At 63.1% G+C, this 15859-nt stretch carries 11 protein-coding genes and 2 pseudogenes; 7 read left to right on the top strand and 6 right to left on the bottom strand.

Annotation, left to right across the window (positions count from 1 at the left end; translation table 11 throughout):
* Positions 1-28: 28 nt before the first annotated feature.
* Complete coding sequence (locus tag AB4Y34_RS14280; RefSeq protein ID WP_176381825.1) at positions 29-2038, top strand: hydantoinase B/oxoprolinase family protein; 2010 nt, start codon at positions 29-31, stop codon at positions 2036-2038.
* Between the two features lie 58 nt (positions 2039-2096).
* Here the strand turns inward: AB4Y34_RS14280 and AB4Y34_RS14275 are convergent, their stop codons facing one another.
* The 3 genes from AB4Y34_RS14275 to AB4Y34_RS14265 form a co-directional block, all read right to left on the bottom strand.
* The gene (locus AB4Y34_RS14275; protein ID WP_368716372.1) at positions 2097-2714 is read right to left on the bottom strand and encodes a LysE family translocator; all 618 of its coding nucleotides are present in this window, start codon (positions 2712-2714) and stop codon (positions 2097-2099) included.
* A gap of 440 nt (positions 2715-3154) precedes the next feature.
* Positions 3155-4780: a methyl-accepting chemotaxis protein gene (locus tag AB4Y34_RS14270; RefSeq protein ID WP_368716371.1), complete on the bottom strand. Its 1626-nt coding sequence runs from the start codon at positions 4778-4780 to the stop codon at positions 3155-3157.
* Positions 4781-4885: 105 nt separating this feature from the next.
* The gene (locus AB4Y34_RS14265) at positions 4886-6013 is read right to left on the bottom strand and encodes a porin (protein ID WP_368716370.1); all 1128 of its coding nucleotides are present in this window, start codon (positions 6011-6013) and stop codon (positions 4886-4888) included.
* Positions 6014-6712: 699 nt separating this feature from the next.
* Here AB4Y34_RS14265 and AB4Y34_RS14260 point away from each other — a divergent pair.
* Both AB4Y34_RS14260 and AB4Y34_RS14255 read left to right on the top strand, forming a co-directional pair.
* Positions 6713-6994: pseudogene (locus AB4Y34_RS14260) on the top strand (DUF3579 domain-containing protein); the annotation flags it as partial.
* 487 nt (positions 6995-7481) lie between these two features.
* Positions 7482-8840, top strand: coding sequence for a 2-hydroxycarboxylate transporter family protein (locus AB4Y34_RS14255; RefSeq protein WP_368716475.1), 1359 nt, complete (start codon positions 7482-7484; stop codon positions 8838-8840).
* Between the two features lie 88 nt (positions 8841-8928).
* Here the strand turns inward: AB4Y34_RS14255 and AB4Y34_RS14250 are convergent, their stop codons facing one another.
* A complete protein-coding gene (locus tag AB4Y34_RS14250) occupies positions 8929-9417 on the bottom strand; it encodes an NUDIX domain-containing protein (RefSeq protein ID WP_368716369.1) in 489 nt (162 codons plus the stop codon).
* Between the two features lie 258 nt (positions 9418-9675).
* Between AB4Y34_RS14250 and AB4Y34_RS14245 the strand changes: the two genes are divergently transcribed.
* Genes AB4Y34_RS14245 through AB4Y34_RS14230 form a run of 4 tightly spaced genes read left to right on the top strand, consistent with a single transcriptional unit; the run spans position 9676 to position 13901 of the window.
* The gene (locus tag AB4Y34_RS14245) at positions 9676-10479 is read left to right on the top strand and encodes a gamma-glutamylcyclotransferase family protein (protein WP_368716368.1); all 804 of its coding nucleotides are present in this window, start codon (positions 9676-9678) and stop codon (positions 10477-10479) included.
* 36 nt (positions 10480-10515) lie between these two features.
* Positions 10516-10815 (top strand): hypothetical protein, encoded by a 300-nt coding sequence (locus AB4Y34_RS14240; protein WP_368716367.1) that lies wholly within the window; start codon positions 10516-10518, stop codon positions 10813-10815.
* Positions 10816-10872: 57 nt separating this feature from the next.
* Positions 10873-13152, top strand: coding sequence for a VTT domain-containing protein (locus AB4Y34_RS14235; protein ID WP_368716366.1), 2280 nt, complete (start codon positions 10873-10875; stop codon positions 13150-13152).
* Positions 13149-13901, top strand: coding sequence for an endonuclease/exonuclease/phosphatase family protein (locus AB4Y34_RS14230; RefSeq protein WP_176381809.1), 753 nt, complete (start codon positions 13149-13151; stop codon positions 13899-13901). The genes AB4Y34_RS14235 and AB4Y34_RS14230 overlap by 4 nt, the downstream gene beginning before the upstream one ends.
* Before the next feature lie 18 nt (positions 13902-13919).
* On the opposite strand, the pseudogene AB4Y34_RS14225 reads toward AB4Y34_RS14230, so the two are convergent.
* Both AB4Y34_RS14225 and AB4Y34_RS14220 read right to left on the bottom strand, forming a co-directional pair.
* Positions 13920-14456 (bottom strand): annotated as a pseudogene (locus AB4Y34_RS14225) (cytochrome c); the annotation flags it as partial.
* Positions 14457-14545: 89 nt separating this feature from the next.
* Positions 14546-15754, bottom strand: a complete 1209-nt coding sequence (locus AB4Y34_RS14220; RefSeq protein WP_368716474.1) for a zinc-dependent alcohol dehydrogenase — start codon at positions 15752-15754, stop codon at positions 14546-14548.
* Positions 15755-15859: the final 105 nt, after the last annotated feature.

Below are 15859 nucleotides of genomic sequence, written 5' to 3'. Positions count from 1 at the left end.
GCGCCAGTGATATCCGAAGGACTAGACCATGACATTCAATCGATCCGTTCTACAGATCTTCGCCAATTACTGCGTCGCGGCCGCGGAAAGCATGGCCCACACACTGATGCGCACCGCGCACTCGGCTTTCGTCAAGGAAACCGAAGATTTCTCCTGCACGATCATGACGCCCGCGGGGCTCACGTTCGCGTCGCCTAAAACGCTCGGCGCGACCTGGTATCCGGGCCTCGACTTCGGCTCGGTGATCGAGGCGATCGATCACTACGAGCCGGGCGACATCGGCATGACCAACGACGCGTACAGCGGTTACGTCGCCACGCACACCCCCGACGTGATGATGTGGAAGCCGGTGTTCTACAACGGCGAGATCGTCTGCTACGTCGGCGGGCACATCCACAACACCGACATGGGTGGCGCGGTGCCCGCGTCGCTGTCGCGCACGCTGACCGAGATCTATCAGGAAGGCATTCGCTGGGCGCCGACCAGGATCGTGCGCGCGGGCGTGCTCGACGAGACGCTGCTCGACCATATGGCGATCAACGTCCGCGCCGCCGAGCAGAATCGCGGCGACCTGAAGGCGCAAATCGCGATGCTGATGACCGGCGAGCGGCGTGTGCTCGAAATCATCGAACGCTTCGGCATCGACGATTTCAAGGCCGGCATGCACGCGATGATCGACTACTCGGAAGAGCAGGCGCGGGCGATCGTCGCCGGCATGCCGGATGGCGAATACTTCTTCGCCGAGTACGCCGACGAGGATGCGGTCAACGGCAAACCGCTGCGCGTCGCGCTGAATCTGAAAGTGCAAGGCGAATCGCTGGTGCTCGATTTCACCGGCAGCGACCCGCAGCTCAATTCGTCGCTGAACATGCCGACCGGTGGCAAGGAGCGGCACGTGCTCGCGCTCGTCGGGCTCAATTACGTGCTGTATTCGCTGCACCCGGATCTGCTGCTCAATGCGGGCATGCTGAAGGTCGCGCGCTGTGTGCTGCCGGAAGGCACGATCATGAACTGCCTGCCGCCCGCCGCGGTCGGCATGCGCAGTCTGACCTGCAAGGTCGCGCAGAACGTGACGTTCGGCGCGTTCTCGATGGTCTGTCCGGACCGGCTGCCCGCGTGCCCGGCCGGCGGCATGTCGATTCTGAACGTGCGCACCGTCGATAGCGACGGACGCACCGTGATCGCGGCAATCGGTCCGGTCGGCGGCGGCGCGGGCGGCATGATCAACGGCGATGGCTCGGACGCGTCAGGCGCCAACGTCGCGTTCCTGCGCAACACGCCGGTCGAGATCAACGAAGCCGAGGTGCCGATCCGCATCCTGAAGTACGGCATGGTGCCGGGCAGCGCGGGCGCGGGACGCTATCGCGGCGGACTCGGCACCGTGATGGAGTTCCGCGTGTTCTCGCCGGGCACGCTGGTGACCGCGCGCAATCGCGACCGCTCACGCTTCGCGTCGTGGGGCGTGCTCGGCGGCAAGGCGGGATCGACGTCGCGCTTCACGCGCAACCCGGGCACCGTGCAGGAAGAGAACCTTGGCGTGACCGATCTGGTCGTGTGCGACCCAGGCGACGTGATCCGCCTCGAAGGCTGCGGCGGCGGCGGTTATGGCAACCCGTACGAGCGCGATCCGCGGATGGTCGCGACCGACGTGACGCGCGGCTATCTGAGCGAAGCGGATGCGCTGGCGCTGTACGGCGTCGTACTGCGCGCGGGCGAAGCAGATGTGGAAGCGACCGCTGCGCGGCGCACCGAACTCCAGGCGAATGCGCCGCGCACGCCGGCCGCGCACTTCGATTACGGCGCGGCGCGCACCGCCTATGAAGCGCGCTGGACGCGCGAGCGCTACGCGGTGTTGACGGAAATCCTGGCCGGTGTGCCGGTCGTGTGGCGGCACTTCCTGAAGCACAAGATCTTCGACGCGTTCGATGCATGGGAAGCCGACGGCCGTCTTGATCCAGGCGGGCAGTCGATCAGCGACATCTTCCGCGAGGTCGCGGGCAAATATCCGCAATTGCTCGAAGCGCAGCGAGCCGCATAGCAGGGACGGTCGCTCACACGCAAAGCGGCCGTTCAGATGGGCTGCGCCGGGCACTTTGTTAACGCAATGCCTGCCGGATTCCCAGCGCAATCATGAGCCCTCCACAGGTGAGGTCGATCCATGCCTTCGCGCGACGATACGCCGTCGCGATCACCGTGTGCGATAGAACGAGCGCGACCGCTCCGTACCAGCACGTCGCTGATGCACCGACAGTAGCAAGCATCGCGAAGAACGTCGGCATGGAAACGTGGGTGGGCACCGCTGAGGAAAAGACCGCCGCATAAAAGGCGATGGACTTCGGGTTCGCGATATTTGTCGCGATACCTTGCAGGAAGGCGGCACGAAACAGAGGCGCCTTCGTTGGGTGACGTGCTCCCGAGGGGGTTGCCCGTGCCGACACAAAGAGCCGCAGCCCGAACCAGATCAGATAGGCCGCGCCAGCAAGCCTAACGCCGACAGCGAGCCACGGGAAAATAGCGAACACCATTCCGATACCAAGGATGGCACAAGTCGCCCAGAACAGATTCACCGTCACGATCCCGGCGACAAGCGCGAGCGCATCGGAGCGTCTGCCGGCGACCGCCTTGTGAGTGACTGCGACGAAGTTCGGCCCGGGTATGACGACAGCCGCCGCATACACGGAAAAGACGATCGCGATAGCAGACCAATCAACCATTGGTAGCCTCAGTGAAATGTGGTTGTATAAAACGTAGAGTTGCTTCGTCGGCTTGTATTCTGGAGCAATTCACGAATGGCCGCTGTGGGCCGAAAGCGGGCTCGTCGCACATCGACACACTGCCGCAGTACTGGATTGCGTATCCCGGCCTCGGGCATTGACAGGCAAGCGCCGAGGTTGGCAGTGCTCGATCACTGCGTTCGATGCGGCACATCGCCGGGGAACGGATACGGTGCGTGAGGACCCGGCCATTCTGGCGCGGGCGGCCCGCTCAACGCATTGCAACCACTTAAGCCAAAGAGAACCATGCCAGCAAGCAAACCGGTCACAATGCGGCACAGCATCGCTCGAGTGTCCATGTTGCACCTCCACGCACGTCACTGTAGTGCAGTTGAATCTTCAATTACCGCACAGGTTGCGCTGCGATGGCGTGCGCATCGTCATGCGCACGCGGGCGAAAGTGCGGCAACCCGCTCCGGCCGCTGCCCGCTCGGCTCGCCGGAAGACGCGAGCGGCTCGCTCAACCGGAACACCGCGACCGCGCCGTCGAGCGCGGCCGCCTGCTCCTCGAGCGATGCCGCAGCAGCCGCAGCCTGTTCGACGAGCGCGGCATTCTCCTGAGTCGCCTTGTCCATGTGCGTGACCGCGCGGCTGATCTGCTCGATGCCCCGTGACTGTTCTTCCGAAGCCACGCTGATTTCGCTCACGATACGGGTCACGTTGCGCGCAGCACCAACGATCTCCGACATGGTCGCGCCGGCGCGTATCGCCAGTTCGGACCCATTCTCGACCTTCGCCACCGAACTGACGATCAGTTCTCTGATCTCTTTCGCGGCGGCCGCCGAACGCTGCGCCAACGCACGCACTTCACCCGCCACCACGGCGAATCCTCGTCCTTCGTCGCCGGCTCGCGCGGCTTCCACGGCGGCATTTAGTGCAAGTATGTTGGTCTGAAAGGCGATACCTTCGATCGCGCCGATAATGTCGACGATCCGGTTCGAGCCCGACGACATGTCGGCGATCAGGTCGATCACCTGATTGACCACTTCGCCGCCACGTGCCGCGGTTCGCGACGCGTTTTCAGCGAGCGTATTGGCCTCGCGCGCGTTGTCGGCGTTCTGACTGACCGTCGCCGTCAATTCCTCCATGCTCGCGGCCGTCTCCTCCAGCGTCGCCGCCTGCTGTTCGGTGCGCGCCGACAGATCGGCATTGCCGCCCGCGATCTCTCGCACACCCTGCGCGATTGCCGCCGTGCCGAAACGAACCTGACTGACCGCGGCAACGAGACTCTGCTGCATGCGGGCCAGCGCGGCCATCAGGCGCGCCATTTCGTTGGCGTGCACGCCGCCGATCTGTCCCGTGAGGTCGCCGGCCGCGATTCGTTCGAAGTGCTCGATTACCGCGTCGATAGGTCGAAGAATCGCTGCTTTCACCATGAAGCGCGTGCAGAGGCCAAGCACCAGCGCGACCAGCCCGATTGCGGCAAACACCCAGCACAGTAGACGAAAGTGCTGCTGGGACGAGGTAAAGCGTGCTTCCTCGTGCCTCATCTGGAAGTTTTCGAGCGCAGATTCGGCATGCTTATAGTCGCTGAACACCGCATCGGGCGCCTGCCGTTCCGTGCTCCGGAAGGTGATGAAATCGTTCTGGTCGAGCGCCGTGACTTCAGGTAGAAGCACCTGTTTCAGCAACTGCTCGCGCTTTGCGCGCAGCGTGTCGGTCAGCGCCTTCTCGTCGTCGTCCGACGCAGGCTGCGCGAAATAGGCCGCCAGTTCGCGATCGCTGTCCGCAAGCCCGGCATGGACGCGAGCGAGCACCGCATCAGTGGGCTTTCCCTGTGCCACGAGCGTTTCGTAGGCGCCGAGATCGACGCGCACGTTCAGAAGCGCCTCGCCGCTCGCGGCGAGGTGGCGCATCGCAACGGTCTGTTCGGTGTACATCTTCTCGAGCGCCTCGTTCGTGGTCTTCAAACCGGCGACGGATATCGCGATCACGAACATCAACGCGGCTGTGTAGCCGGCGATGGTCACGGTGAGCGCGGTTCTGATAGACGTATTGCTGAACATGCCTCTCCCTCGCCTGCTGAAACGAAAAAACGGCCGCGGAAAAGTCCGCGACCGCACGCTGGAGAACATCGTTGAAACGGATGCCCTGCGAGGCTGTGTTCCCGATCAGAATCGGGTACGCACACCCGTGGTCAGTTCGAGCTGGTTGGTCGCGCCGAACGTGCTGCCGACCGTATAGCCGCCATGCAGCCTCATATAGTCGCCGGCCAGATAGACTTCAGTGCGCTTGGACAGGTGATAAAACGCGGACCAATACAGCGTTTCCTTCCAACCATTGTGCAAGCCCGAGGTTGGGTCGAATGCGCCGATGTTCGCATTCGGAATATCACCGTCGGTGTTATACGCGGCATTCTTCACGCGCATCTGCTGATAGCCGAGCTGGTAATCGAGCGGACCCTTCGGCGACAGCTTGAGCGACACGGTCCACGCGTTATCCTGACGCTGACCCAGCGCGCCCTGATTGCCGAGATAACGGAAGTAGCCGGCGTTGGCACGCAGAATTCCAAACACATAGTTGCCGCCGACCGAGAACGACTGGTTCGTGTTGCCTTCGCGGTTCACGTGGCTATAGAAGCCCGACGCGCTGAACGGGCCGCCGTTATAGCCCAGTGCAACCTGGTAATTCGCATTGGTGCCGAAACTCGTCTGGTTGCCGAACGCGTAACCTGCACTCGCAAAGATGCCATTGTCGAACAGCTTTTTCCACGCGACGCCGTTTTCATAACGCGTGCCGGTCGCGCTGGCCGCGTAGAAAATCATCTGTTTGAAGTTGTTGGCGTTCGTCCAGCCGCCCTCTTCCGTCGTCAGCCGCGCATTGCCATACGGATCGCCATAGATCGCCGAAGCATCGCGCGCAATGGTGTTCTGAAAGCCTGCCGTAATTTTGCCGAACGTGTCGTTCTCGATACCGACCCACGCATCGCGGTCAAAGATCTGACCCGGATCTTCCATCTGGCCATTGGCGACAACGAATTCGCTCTCCAGTCGGAAGATGATCTTCGAACCGCCGCCAATGTCTTCGGCGCCCCTCATGCCCCAGCGGCTGCCGCTAAACCACGGCTCTCCCCCAATGCCCATGCCGATGACGTGATTCCCGTTGGCATCCGCGTGGGACTGGTAAGTCGGCACGCTCAGATCCATCAGCCCATAAAGCTGCACGCTCGACTGCGCGTGCGCGCCGCTTGCCCCGAGTGCGCTGACCGCGACGGCCAGCGAAAGATATTTCGCCTTCAAGATGTCTCCTCAGACTACTGCGTTGAAATTGTGTTTTCCCTGCACACGGCTGCGTGCGTCTCAAGGTCCCTGCAACCGGTTCGGTATGCGAATGCTGGCCATGCTAGTCATCCCAATCCTTCACGTTCCTTTCCCGTGTCATTTATGCAACACAGTGGCTCTACTGATGTACACAACGACGCTTGCACCGATTATTCGGATTCCTCTTGTGATACGGCGAGGACGCCCTCGACCTCTTTCGAGCTCACTAACTCGTTCGTATACGTTCTTGCCCCAACTCCAGGTGAGCTTCGTGACACTGCCCACCATGATCGTGATCTGCCGCTCTCCGCGGCTGCCGCGTGCTGCGAGGCAAGGCTGAACAACAGGCTGGAAGCCACCGCAATGACGAGACAGACTTAACTTCGATTGCGTCGGTGGCGGGATTGTCGGAGCGCCAACCCTTCTCCCGGCTTTCACGGTCAGGACCTGCATTTAGGGGATTTCCATGAAATGGCCTGCGAATTTGCTCATGGAAAACCCCCATCGGAACGTGCAGTGGCTGAAAGCGTTCAGAAGGTTCCGCGCTCCTAGAATTGCATCTTCGATTGCGGGGACTCCATCGTGATTTCAACGCCGGAACGCGATGCTGGATGAGCCCACGCAATCACAATGCTTACACCTGCTACCTGACGACGCGCATGCCGCGATAGCCGCAACATGACTAACGATGGCATCGAACACCACCTGATCCGCGGCGTGACGTCGCAGCGCAAGCTCTTCCGGCCAGGCGACTGGGCCGAGCGCCTCGCGGGAGTCGTTGCATTGTTCGTAGGCGAACGCTGCGCAGGCAACCCTATAGCCAGCGCACGGCTCGCGATGCCGGTCATGGAGCAGGACATCAAATGCCTACGTATCTCGAACGAATTGCGACGTATCTGTCCGGACGGATTTGATTTTGTGATGCGCTTCGCCAGCGACAACGACCTGATGGTCGATATCTGCCGCGCGCTGGACGATAAGCCCGGGCGAGATCCGCAACCTGAGCGGCAGACAAGGCTGATGGAGACACTCGCTGGAGTACGTTTCACCTACGCATGCGCAGCATGCGGATACCGCGGGAGCGTAGTTCGTCCGGACGCGTCGCATGCGAGGAAGCTGGCCATTTTGCGCGCGGTGCGACGGACAGGTGTGGCTCAGCGTTGATGACGCGACCGCCCGGGAGCAAGCTTCGGCAGTCTTCTCACCGCGAAGACATCATCAGACCCAAGACGCGGACGATGCAGAAGCTCTGCATTGCAAATAATTCCGAGTTGATCCGTTGTTCGATCCGGTATGGCGTATTGCCTGGGTAAGCGCGCGTGCGCCTTTCAGCCTGGGGCTTTTTGTCATTCCGGTTCCGCTCACTCATCGGATACCACTTCGACCGTATCGAAACGCGACGCCGGCATACATTCCCGGCATCAAATCAAGGAGTCGTATTTTGTCCATCACCTCACCTACGCCGAAGCACTCACCGGCGGCGGCCGCGCAGCGGCCCGACAACGTCACGCGATTCTGGCCCGAAGGCTGGTGGAAGCTGATGGAATACAGAATCGGCATCATCCCGCTGCCGGTCTATTTCATTCTGCTCGCGCTAATTACCGGGTTCGCGGTGACGGGCAAGATCCCGGGTGAGATTTCAATGGCGATCGCCGTGCTGGCGTTCTTCGGCTTCACCTGCGCGGAACTTGGCAAGCGCCTGCCGCTTCTGCGCAATATCGGCGCGGCCGCGATCTGCGCGACGTTCGTGCCTTCCGCACTGACTTACTATCACCTGTTGCCCAAGCCAATTCTCGGCCTCACGACCGAGTTCACGAAGCAGAGCAATTTCCTTTATCTGTTCATCGCGTCGATCATCGTCGGCAGTATTCTCAGCATGGACCGGCGCGTGCTGATCAAGGGCTTTCTCAAGATCTTCGTGCCGCTCGCACTGGGTTCGCTGGCCGCATGCATCGTCGGTATCGCGGTCGGCTCGGCATTCGGACTGGGCGTGCGTCATACGCTGCTGTATATCGTCGTGCCGATCATGGCGGGGGGTGTCGGTGAAGGCGCCATTCCGCTGTCGGTGGGCTATTCCGAAATCATGCATCTGCCGCAGGGCGAGCTGTTTGCACAAGTGTTGCCGCCGGTGATGCTCGGCAGCCTCACCGCCATCGTGCTCGCCGGCGCACTCGACATGCTCGGCAAGCGCTTTCCCCATCTCACCGGCGAGGGGCGCCTGCAACCTGGAGAGACAGACGAAATGGACCCGGAAGAGGAGGAGATTCGCGGTCATATCGACGTGACGCATATCGCGGCGGCCGGCATCACGGCGATCACGCTGTACCTGCTTGGCTTGATGTGCCGCAACCTGTTCGGTCTGCCCGCACCGGTTGCCATGCTGTTCCTCGCGGTGCTGGTCAAGCTGGCGCGTGCGGTCTCGCCGCAGTTGCAGGAAGGCGCATTCGTCGTCTACAAGTTCTTTTCGACCGCGGTGACATATCCGCTGCTGTTCGCGATCGGCGTCGCCATGACCCCATGGGACAAGTTGATCGCCGCGTTCACGTTGGCCAATCTCGTGACGATCGTCGCGACCGTGGCGACACTGATGGGCACCGGCTTTCTGGTTGCGCGCCGGCTCAAGCTCTACCCGATCGACACGGCGATCGTGAATGCATGCCATAGCGGCCAGGGCGGCACAGGCGACGTCGCGATCCTGACCGCGGCGAACCGGATGCAACTGATGCCCTTCGCGCAGATCGCCACGCGAATCGGCGGCGCTATCGTCGTCACGCTGACGCTGATCGTGCTCGCACATATCGGATGACGCGTTACTGGCCATGGCCCCGCGATGGTCGCGCAACGCGCATCGCGCGGGGTCCGGGGTCACACCGACCGCGCGCCGGGCGGCTCGGCTAGCGGCGCACATCCCTGCGGAGATACGCAGCGACCGCGCCCGTCACCGCGAAGCCGGGCAATTCCTGCGGCGACGCCAGATGCACGGCGACGATCTCGCGATGATCCAGCCGCAGTTCGGGTAAGTGATCGATGCGCATTTCGAAGAAATGCACCCGGTCCCTTCGCCCATCCCACTCGCCGGCTGCGCTGCCTGCCGGGAGTAACGGGTGAAACGCGAGCCCGATCTCCTCGGCCATCTCGCGCAGCGCCGCGGCAGCAGGTGTTTCACCGGCCCGGACGCTGCCGCCCGGGAACCCCCATTCGGCACGGTACGATGACTTCAGCAGCAACAGCGACTGGCCGACGTAGATAGCGACTAGCGCGCCCTCATGGCGAGGCCGGCGCAAGTGCCACCACGCGCGGGCGAGCGGAAATCCGAGGCGAAACGCGATGCGCCAGACAGAGTCGATCAGCGCAGTCAGCCGCGTGCGCTCAGAATTCGGCATCGGGTCTGTCCTTTCCTGTCATTGTCGAAAGATCTTCCGTTGCGCGTCACCTGTCCGGAGCTACCGGATTGTACGTGCCGGCTCGCACCGGACGCTTTCGACTTAGAATCGCTCCGTGCGTCGGTCCTGCCGCCAGTTTCGATTTCAGTTGGCTCGGAAATCCGGTTGCACGACCCTGAGGCCAGGCGCGCGCGTTTTGCCGGGGCCGCCCTGGCTGAAGCGATCATCTGCGGTAACGCATTGGACGGAGATATGACGATGTCGGCGATGACAAAGATTCGAGGATTCGTTGTAGCGCTAGCGCTGCTTGGCTCGGCAGCGCAAGCGCAGACCACCGACTTCTGGGGAACGCGTCTTCCCGATCAGCCGACGCAGTTCATTTTCGGCTACGGATCGCTCATCAACACGCCATCGCGTGCCGCCACGGCCGGCAAGCCGGTTGCGGCGATTCCGGTGCGCGTCTCGGCGGCGTTCGGCTATGTGCGCAGCTGGAGCGACCGCGCATCCTCCGGGTTCACGGCGCTCGGCCTGCGGCGTCCGTTCGAGGGCGAGACGCCGATGACGATCAATGGAGTGATCTATCCCGTTGCCGGCAACGACATGTCCGCGTTCGACGAGCGCGAGAAGGGATACGTGCGCGTCGAGGTGCCGCGGGCGCTTATCGAGGCGGTGTCGTGGCAGCCGCTGCCGACGCAGGGAACTGTCTGGGTCTATGTGCCGAAGGCCCAGGGCAAAGCGCCGGGAGAAGGGCTTCCGCTGCCTGACGCGAAATTCCCGCTCGTCGAGTCGTATATCGACGTTGTTATCGAGGGCGCGCTAGAGTACGGGCCGGAATTCGCGCGCGAGGTCATCGAGACGACCCGAGACTGGAGTCCCTACTGGCTCGACGACCGCACGCTCGCACGCCGGCCATGGGTGTTCAACAAACAATATGCGCAGGTCGATGCCCTGCTCGCGAGCTCGGCGCCTTGCTTCGCGCAGCGGGCGTTCTCCGAGGACTATGCCGCCGCGATCGCCAAACGCAAAAGTCCCGTGTGCATTCTGGTGAATCACGGTCGCTAGACCGGGTACCGCCCTCCGGGCATCAATGCGACCAAATTGCTCAAACACAAAGCGTTGCCGTTCGCAGCGTTCGTCGTCTGCCTTGGCTATCAGGTCCCGGCTCAAGCCGACGCCACCTGGCCCGCGACCATCAACATCGGCATCCAGAAAGGCGATCCGCTCGTCGCGTTGCGTGCATCCGGCGAATTCGAAAAAGCTTTTGCGCAACACGGTGTCGCGGTCAAGTGGATGGAGTTCGTATGTTCTCGAGCTGCCATGTCGATACCCGCGTTCCGCACGATGTGTCCCGAATCCCGGGCGAGACTCTCTACTTTCAGGCATCGAAAGCGCGGCTGATGGACGCCGCGGCACGCATCTTGCGCATCGTTTCCGCAATGTGACCGCGAACTTGTCATGAATGAATCGTTCTTCGAGCCGGGACGCAACTGCGCGAGCGTGCGTCATGCGAATCGCTTCACCCTGCTGATCGACGGAGCCGATTATTTTCGCGTGCTGCGCGAGGCGATCACGCGTGCAGAGCGCACGGTGTTCATCCTCGGCTGGGATATCGACAGCCGCATGAAGCTGACGCCCGAAGGTTCGAACGATGGCTTTCCTGAAGCGCTCGGCGATTTTCTGCACGCAGTCGCCGCGCAAAAGCGCCTGCTGCGCGTCTACATTCTCGCGTGGGACTTCGCGATGCTCTACGCGTTCGAACGCGAATGGCTACCGGTGTTCAGGATGGGTTGGCGCACGCACCGGCGCATCGCGTTTCAGATGGACGGCAAGCATCCGTTGGGCGGCTCGCACCACCAGAAAATCGTCGTAATTGATGATTGTCTCGCGTTCGTCGGCGGTCTCGATCTCACGCGGTCGCGCTGGGACACGCAACAGCATCAGGCCGATAATCCTCTGCGCCGTGATGCAAACGGCGCGCCGTATCAGCCGTCTCACGATGTCCATTCGATGTTCGATGGCGAGGCCGCACGCGAAATCGGCATGCTCGCGCGCGAGCGGTGGGCACGCGCGTGCAAGAGAAAGCACGCAATCCACGCGCAACCCGTGCCGCCGACGCAGGACCCGTGGCCGCCGTCGCGCAGCGTCGATTTGGAAAATGTCGACATTGCCATCTCGCTCACGGAGCCCGCATACCTGGGCCGCGAAAGTAAGCAGCAAATCCGCACCCAGTATCTCGATGCCATCGCGCGTGCGCGCCGCAGCATTTATATCGAGAACCAGTACTTCACGTCGGCATCGATTGGCGCGGCGCTGAGCGAATCGCTCGCGCGGGAGGATGGTCCGGAGCTGACGATCGTCGTGCCTCGCAATCAGACCGGCTGGCTGCAGAAAGTGACGATGGGCGTGCTGCGTGCGCGCCTGCACGGCATTCTCAAGGATGCGGACCAGTACGGCCGTTATCGCCTGCTGAGTCCCGACGTGCCCGGCCTGGGCGAATCCATCGTCAACGTGCACAGCAAGCTGATGATCGTCGACGACGAATTGCTGATCGTCGGTTCCGCGAACCTGAACAATCGCTCGATGGTGCTCGACAGCGAGTGCAATGTGTCGATCGATGCGGGTGCCGATGCACGCATCCGCCGTGCGATCGCGAAGATGCGCGATACCTTGCTCGCCGAGCATCTCGGCTGCGAAGTCGCGGACTTCGTGCGCGAGCGCGATGCGCGCGGCAGCGTGACAGCGGCGATTCATGCGTTGCAGCGCGATCGCGCGAAGCATCGAACGCTCGCCGATCTCGATCCGCAGGTCTCAGCCGAGCTCGATCGACTGATTCCGCCCGATGCGCTCATCGATCCCGAAACACCCATCGCCGCGAACGAGCTCATCGATCAGCTCGTGCCCGCCGAGAAAGCGCGGCCGCTGATTGGACGATATGCGTTGCTCGGCGTGCTCGCGTTGCTGGTCGTCGGGCTCGCGGCGGCGTGGCACTGGTCGCCGCTCGCCAGCTACCTCAACCTGAAATCGTTCGCGAATGCGACGCGGCAGATCGAGGCGCTGCCGCTTGCGCCGCTGTGGATCGTGCTCGCCTATGTCGCCGCGGCCGTCGTCGCCGCCCCCGTGACCTTGCTGATCGCGACGATGGGAGTCGTGTTCGGCGCGGCGTGGGGCGGCCTGTATGCGTTCATCGGCACCACCGTGGCCGCCGCGACGTCGTTCTGGATAGGCCACCGGCTCGGGCGCGATGCGGTCCGCAAACTCGCGGGCGCACGCGTGAACCGGCTGTCGGAGCGTGTGGCTAAGCGCGGAATCGTCGCGGTCGTCGTGTTGCGGCTCCTGCCGGTCGCACCGTTCGCCATCGTCAATCTCGTTGCGGGTGCATCACACGTGCGCATGCGCGACTTCATCATCGGCACGATGCTCGGCATGGGTCCGGGCATCTTCCTGACGGTTGCATTCGCGCATCAGTTGGTCGCTTCGTTGCGGCGCCCGACGGCCGGCTCGTTCGCCGTGCTGATCGGCATTGGCGCGGTGCTGATCGGATTGTCGGTGCTGTTGCAGCGTTTTCTCGGCAGATCGCGCGGGAGCGATGCGCACGAAGGCGCCCCGAGCGATGCTGACAAGCCGCGCGCGAGCGATGAAGCCGAACGCGCGCAGCGTTTGCGCGACCACAGCGGGATGCCTCGCGATACATCGGGCAAAACGTCATCACGATGTCAGGACGAGGCCAGCCCATGACACTGATGCACGACCCTGGCATCGAACGGCCGCGCATGACGCTTGCGCGCGAACGCGAACTGCGCATCGGGACTTACAACCTGCATGGCGCGGTGGGGATCGACGGCAAGTTCGCGCCGGAACGCATTGGCGATGTGCTCGCTGAAATCGATGCGGATATTCTCGCGCTGCAGGAAGTGCCATTGGGCGGTGCGAGTTCGCCCGACGTGCTTGCAGTTCTGCAACGCATGACGGGCCTGGACGCCGTCCCCGGAGCAACCTTCGACACGCCCGCGCGACGCTATGGCAACGCCGTGCTGACGCGCTATCCGGTGCGCGCGGTGCGTACGCTAGACCTGTCTTTCAGAAGCCGCGAGCCGCGCGGCGCGCTGGACGCCGATATCGATTGCAACGGCGAACTGTGGCGCGTGGTAGCGACGCATCTCGGCCTTGCCTCCAGCGAACGGCGCGCGCAAGTGGAGCAGGTGTTGCAGAGCTTCGACACGCCCGCGCTGCCCGTCATCCTGCTCGGCGATCTGAATGAGTGGTTCGTCTACGGCCGTACGCTCAGGCGGCTCGTCACACACTTCCATCGCGCGACCGCGCTGCGTACGTTTCCTACGCGCTTTCCGCTGTTCGCGCTGGACCGCATCTGGGTGCATCCGGGCGAACGGCTGTTGCGTGTCGTCGTGCATCGCACGGCGCTTTCGCGAATCGCGTCGGATCACTATCCGTTGATCGCGCATATCAGCGCGTCGGTTAATGAATGATCCGCGCGCGGCTTCCGGCTATTTGTGCAATTCGCTGCGCAACGTCGCGACGTCGTTGGCGGTGACGGGCTGCGCATTGTTGCCCCAGGCGCCGCGGATGTACGTCAACACCTGGGCGATCCCGACGTCGGCGAGGGTCGTCGCGAACGCCGGCATCGACTGACGTGGCGGGCCGCTTTCGGTCGTCGGACTGTTGCCGCCTTCGATCAGCAGCCGGATCAGCGAGGTCGTATTTTCCGCGATTACAGACGGGTTGCCGGCGAGCGCGGGAAACGCGTTCGGCACGCCGCGTCCGTCCGCGTGATGGCAACTCGCGCAGAACGACTGGTAGACGTTGAAGCCGACGCTCAGCGCGTCGGCCACGCGGCTGCCGTTCACACTCGAACGCGCGGGATCGGCGCCGCCCGCATAGGTGCCCGACGGCTGCTGGGCGGGCAGCGACTGCAGATAATGCGCGATCGCATGCAGGTCCTCGTCGGTCAGGTATTGCGAGCTGTCCTCGACCTGTTCGACCATGCTGCCGTACGCGACGACGCCCGCGCCGTGGCCGGTCTTCGAGGAGCCATGAGTCTGATGGTCCAGCGATATCGACGGTCCTGCGACGGAGAATCAGTTGAGCCGGGTTTCTCACGGCAGTGAGCTAGTCAGGGCACCAGCTTCACCTTGATCCAGCCAGGCTCCCGCCGGTCGAACTCGCGGTACGCCGCGATTGCATCGACTAGCGGCTCGCGCTGGGTCAACACCGCGAGCGGATCGAACGTGCCGTTGCGTACGAGTTCGATCAACCGCGGCGTCACCGCGCGATGGTTGCAGTTGCCCATCCGTAGCACCAGGTTGTGGTTCATCGCCTCGCCGATCGGAAACACCCGATCGGTCGGCGGATATACACCGATGATCGCCACCGTGCCCGCCTTGGCGACGGCGCGCACCGCCCACTGCAATACTTGCGACGGGCCACTCCCGGGCTGCCAGTTGTCCCCGTCGGGCCTGGTCTGCGGCGCGATCTCCCTGACCTCCTGATCGAACAGCTTCTGCTGGTCCTTCGCTTTCTGTGCGGCGGGTCCGTGCTCCGCGCGCACCGCATCGACGCCGACCGCATCGATCACGCGATCCACGCCGATGCCGCCGGTCAGTTGCAGGATCATGTCGACCGGGTCTTCGTCGTCGAAGTTGATCACTTCGGCCCCTTGTGCGCACGCCATGTCGAGCCGGGAAGCAACGCGATCGACCACCAACACCCGGCCCGCGCCCATCAGCTTCGCGCTTGCGATCGCGAATTGACCGACGGGTCCCGCGCCGAACACCGCGACCGTATCGCCGGTACGAATGCCCGCCAGTTGTGCGCCGAAATAGCCGGTCGGAAAAATATCCGACAGCATGATTGCGCGGTCGTCGTCGATCTCGTCGGGCAACCGGATCAGGCTCGCGTTGGCGAGCGGCGCGCGCGCGAACTGTGCCTGCAAACCCTGAAACGGCCCGGTCGATTTGGGACCGCCGAAAAATGCGGTGCCGGCCGCCGGCCCGTGCGGATTCGCGGTATCGCATTGGGCGGTATAACCGGCGCGGCAATACGAGCAGAAGCCGCACGAGATTGTTGACGGGATCAGCACGCGATCGCCCTGGCGCAGATTGCGCACCGAGCGCCCCACTTCCTCGACGATGCCGAGCCCCTCGTGCCCGAGGATCGTACCGGGCTCCATCTCGCCGAGCGTGCCGCGCACCATATGCAGGTCCGTGCCGCAAATCGCGCTCGACGTGAGTCGTACGAGCGCGTCGCTCGGCTGCTGCAGTTGCGGGTCCGGCACGTTGTCGAGCCGGATATCCCCGATCCCGTGAAATACCACTGCCTTCATCATTCACCTCCGATGCTCGATGGCGTTAGCGTCCGTCAGATCCTGTCCGACCGCGCGACTGCCCGGTGTTCTCGTGGTTCCGCTTGCAGCGACGAGTTCCGCTTC

This window comes from Paraburkholderia sp. BR10954, assembly GCF_040965775.1.
GTDB lineage: Bacteria > Pseudomonadota > Gammaproteobacteria > Burkholderiales > Burkholderiaceae > Paraburkholderia > Paraburkholderia youngii.
This window is presented reverse-complemented; position numbering and strand designations above follow the sequence as displayed.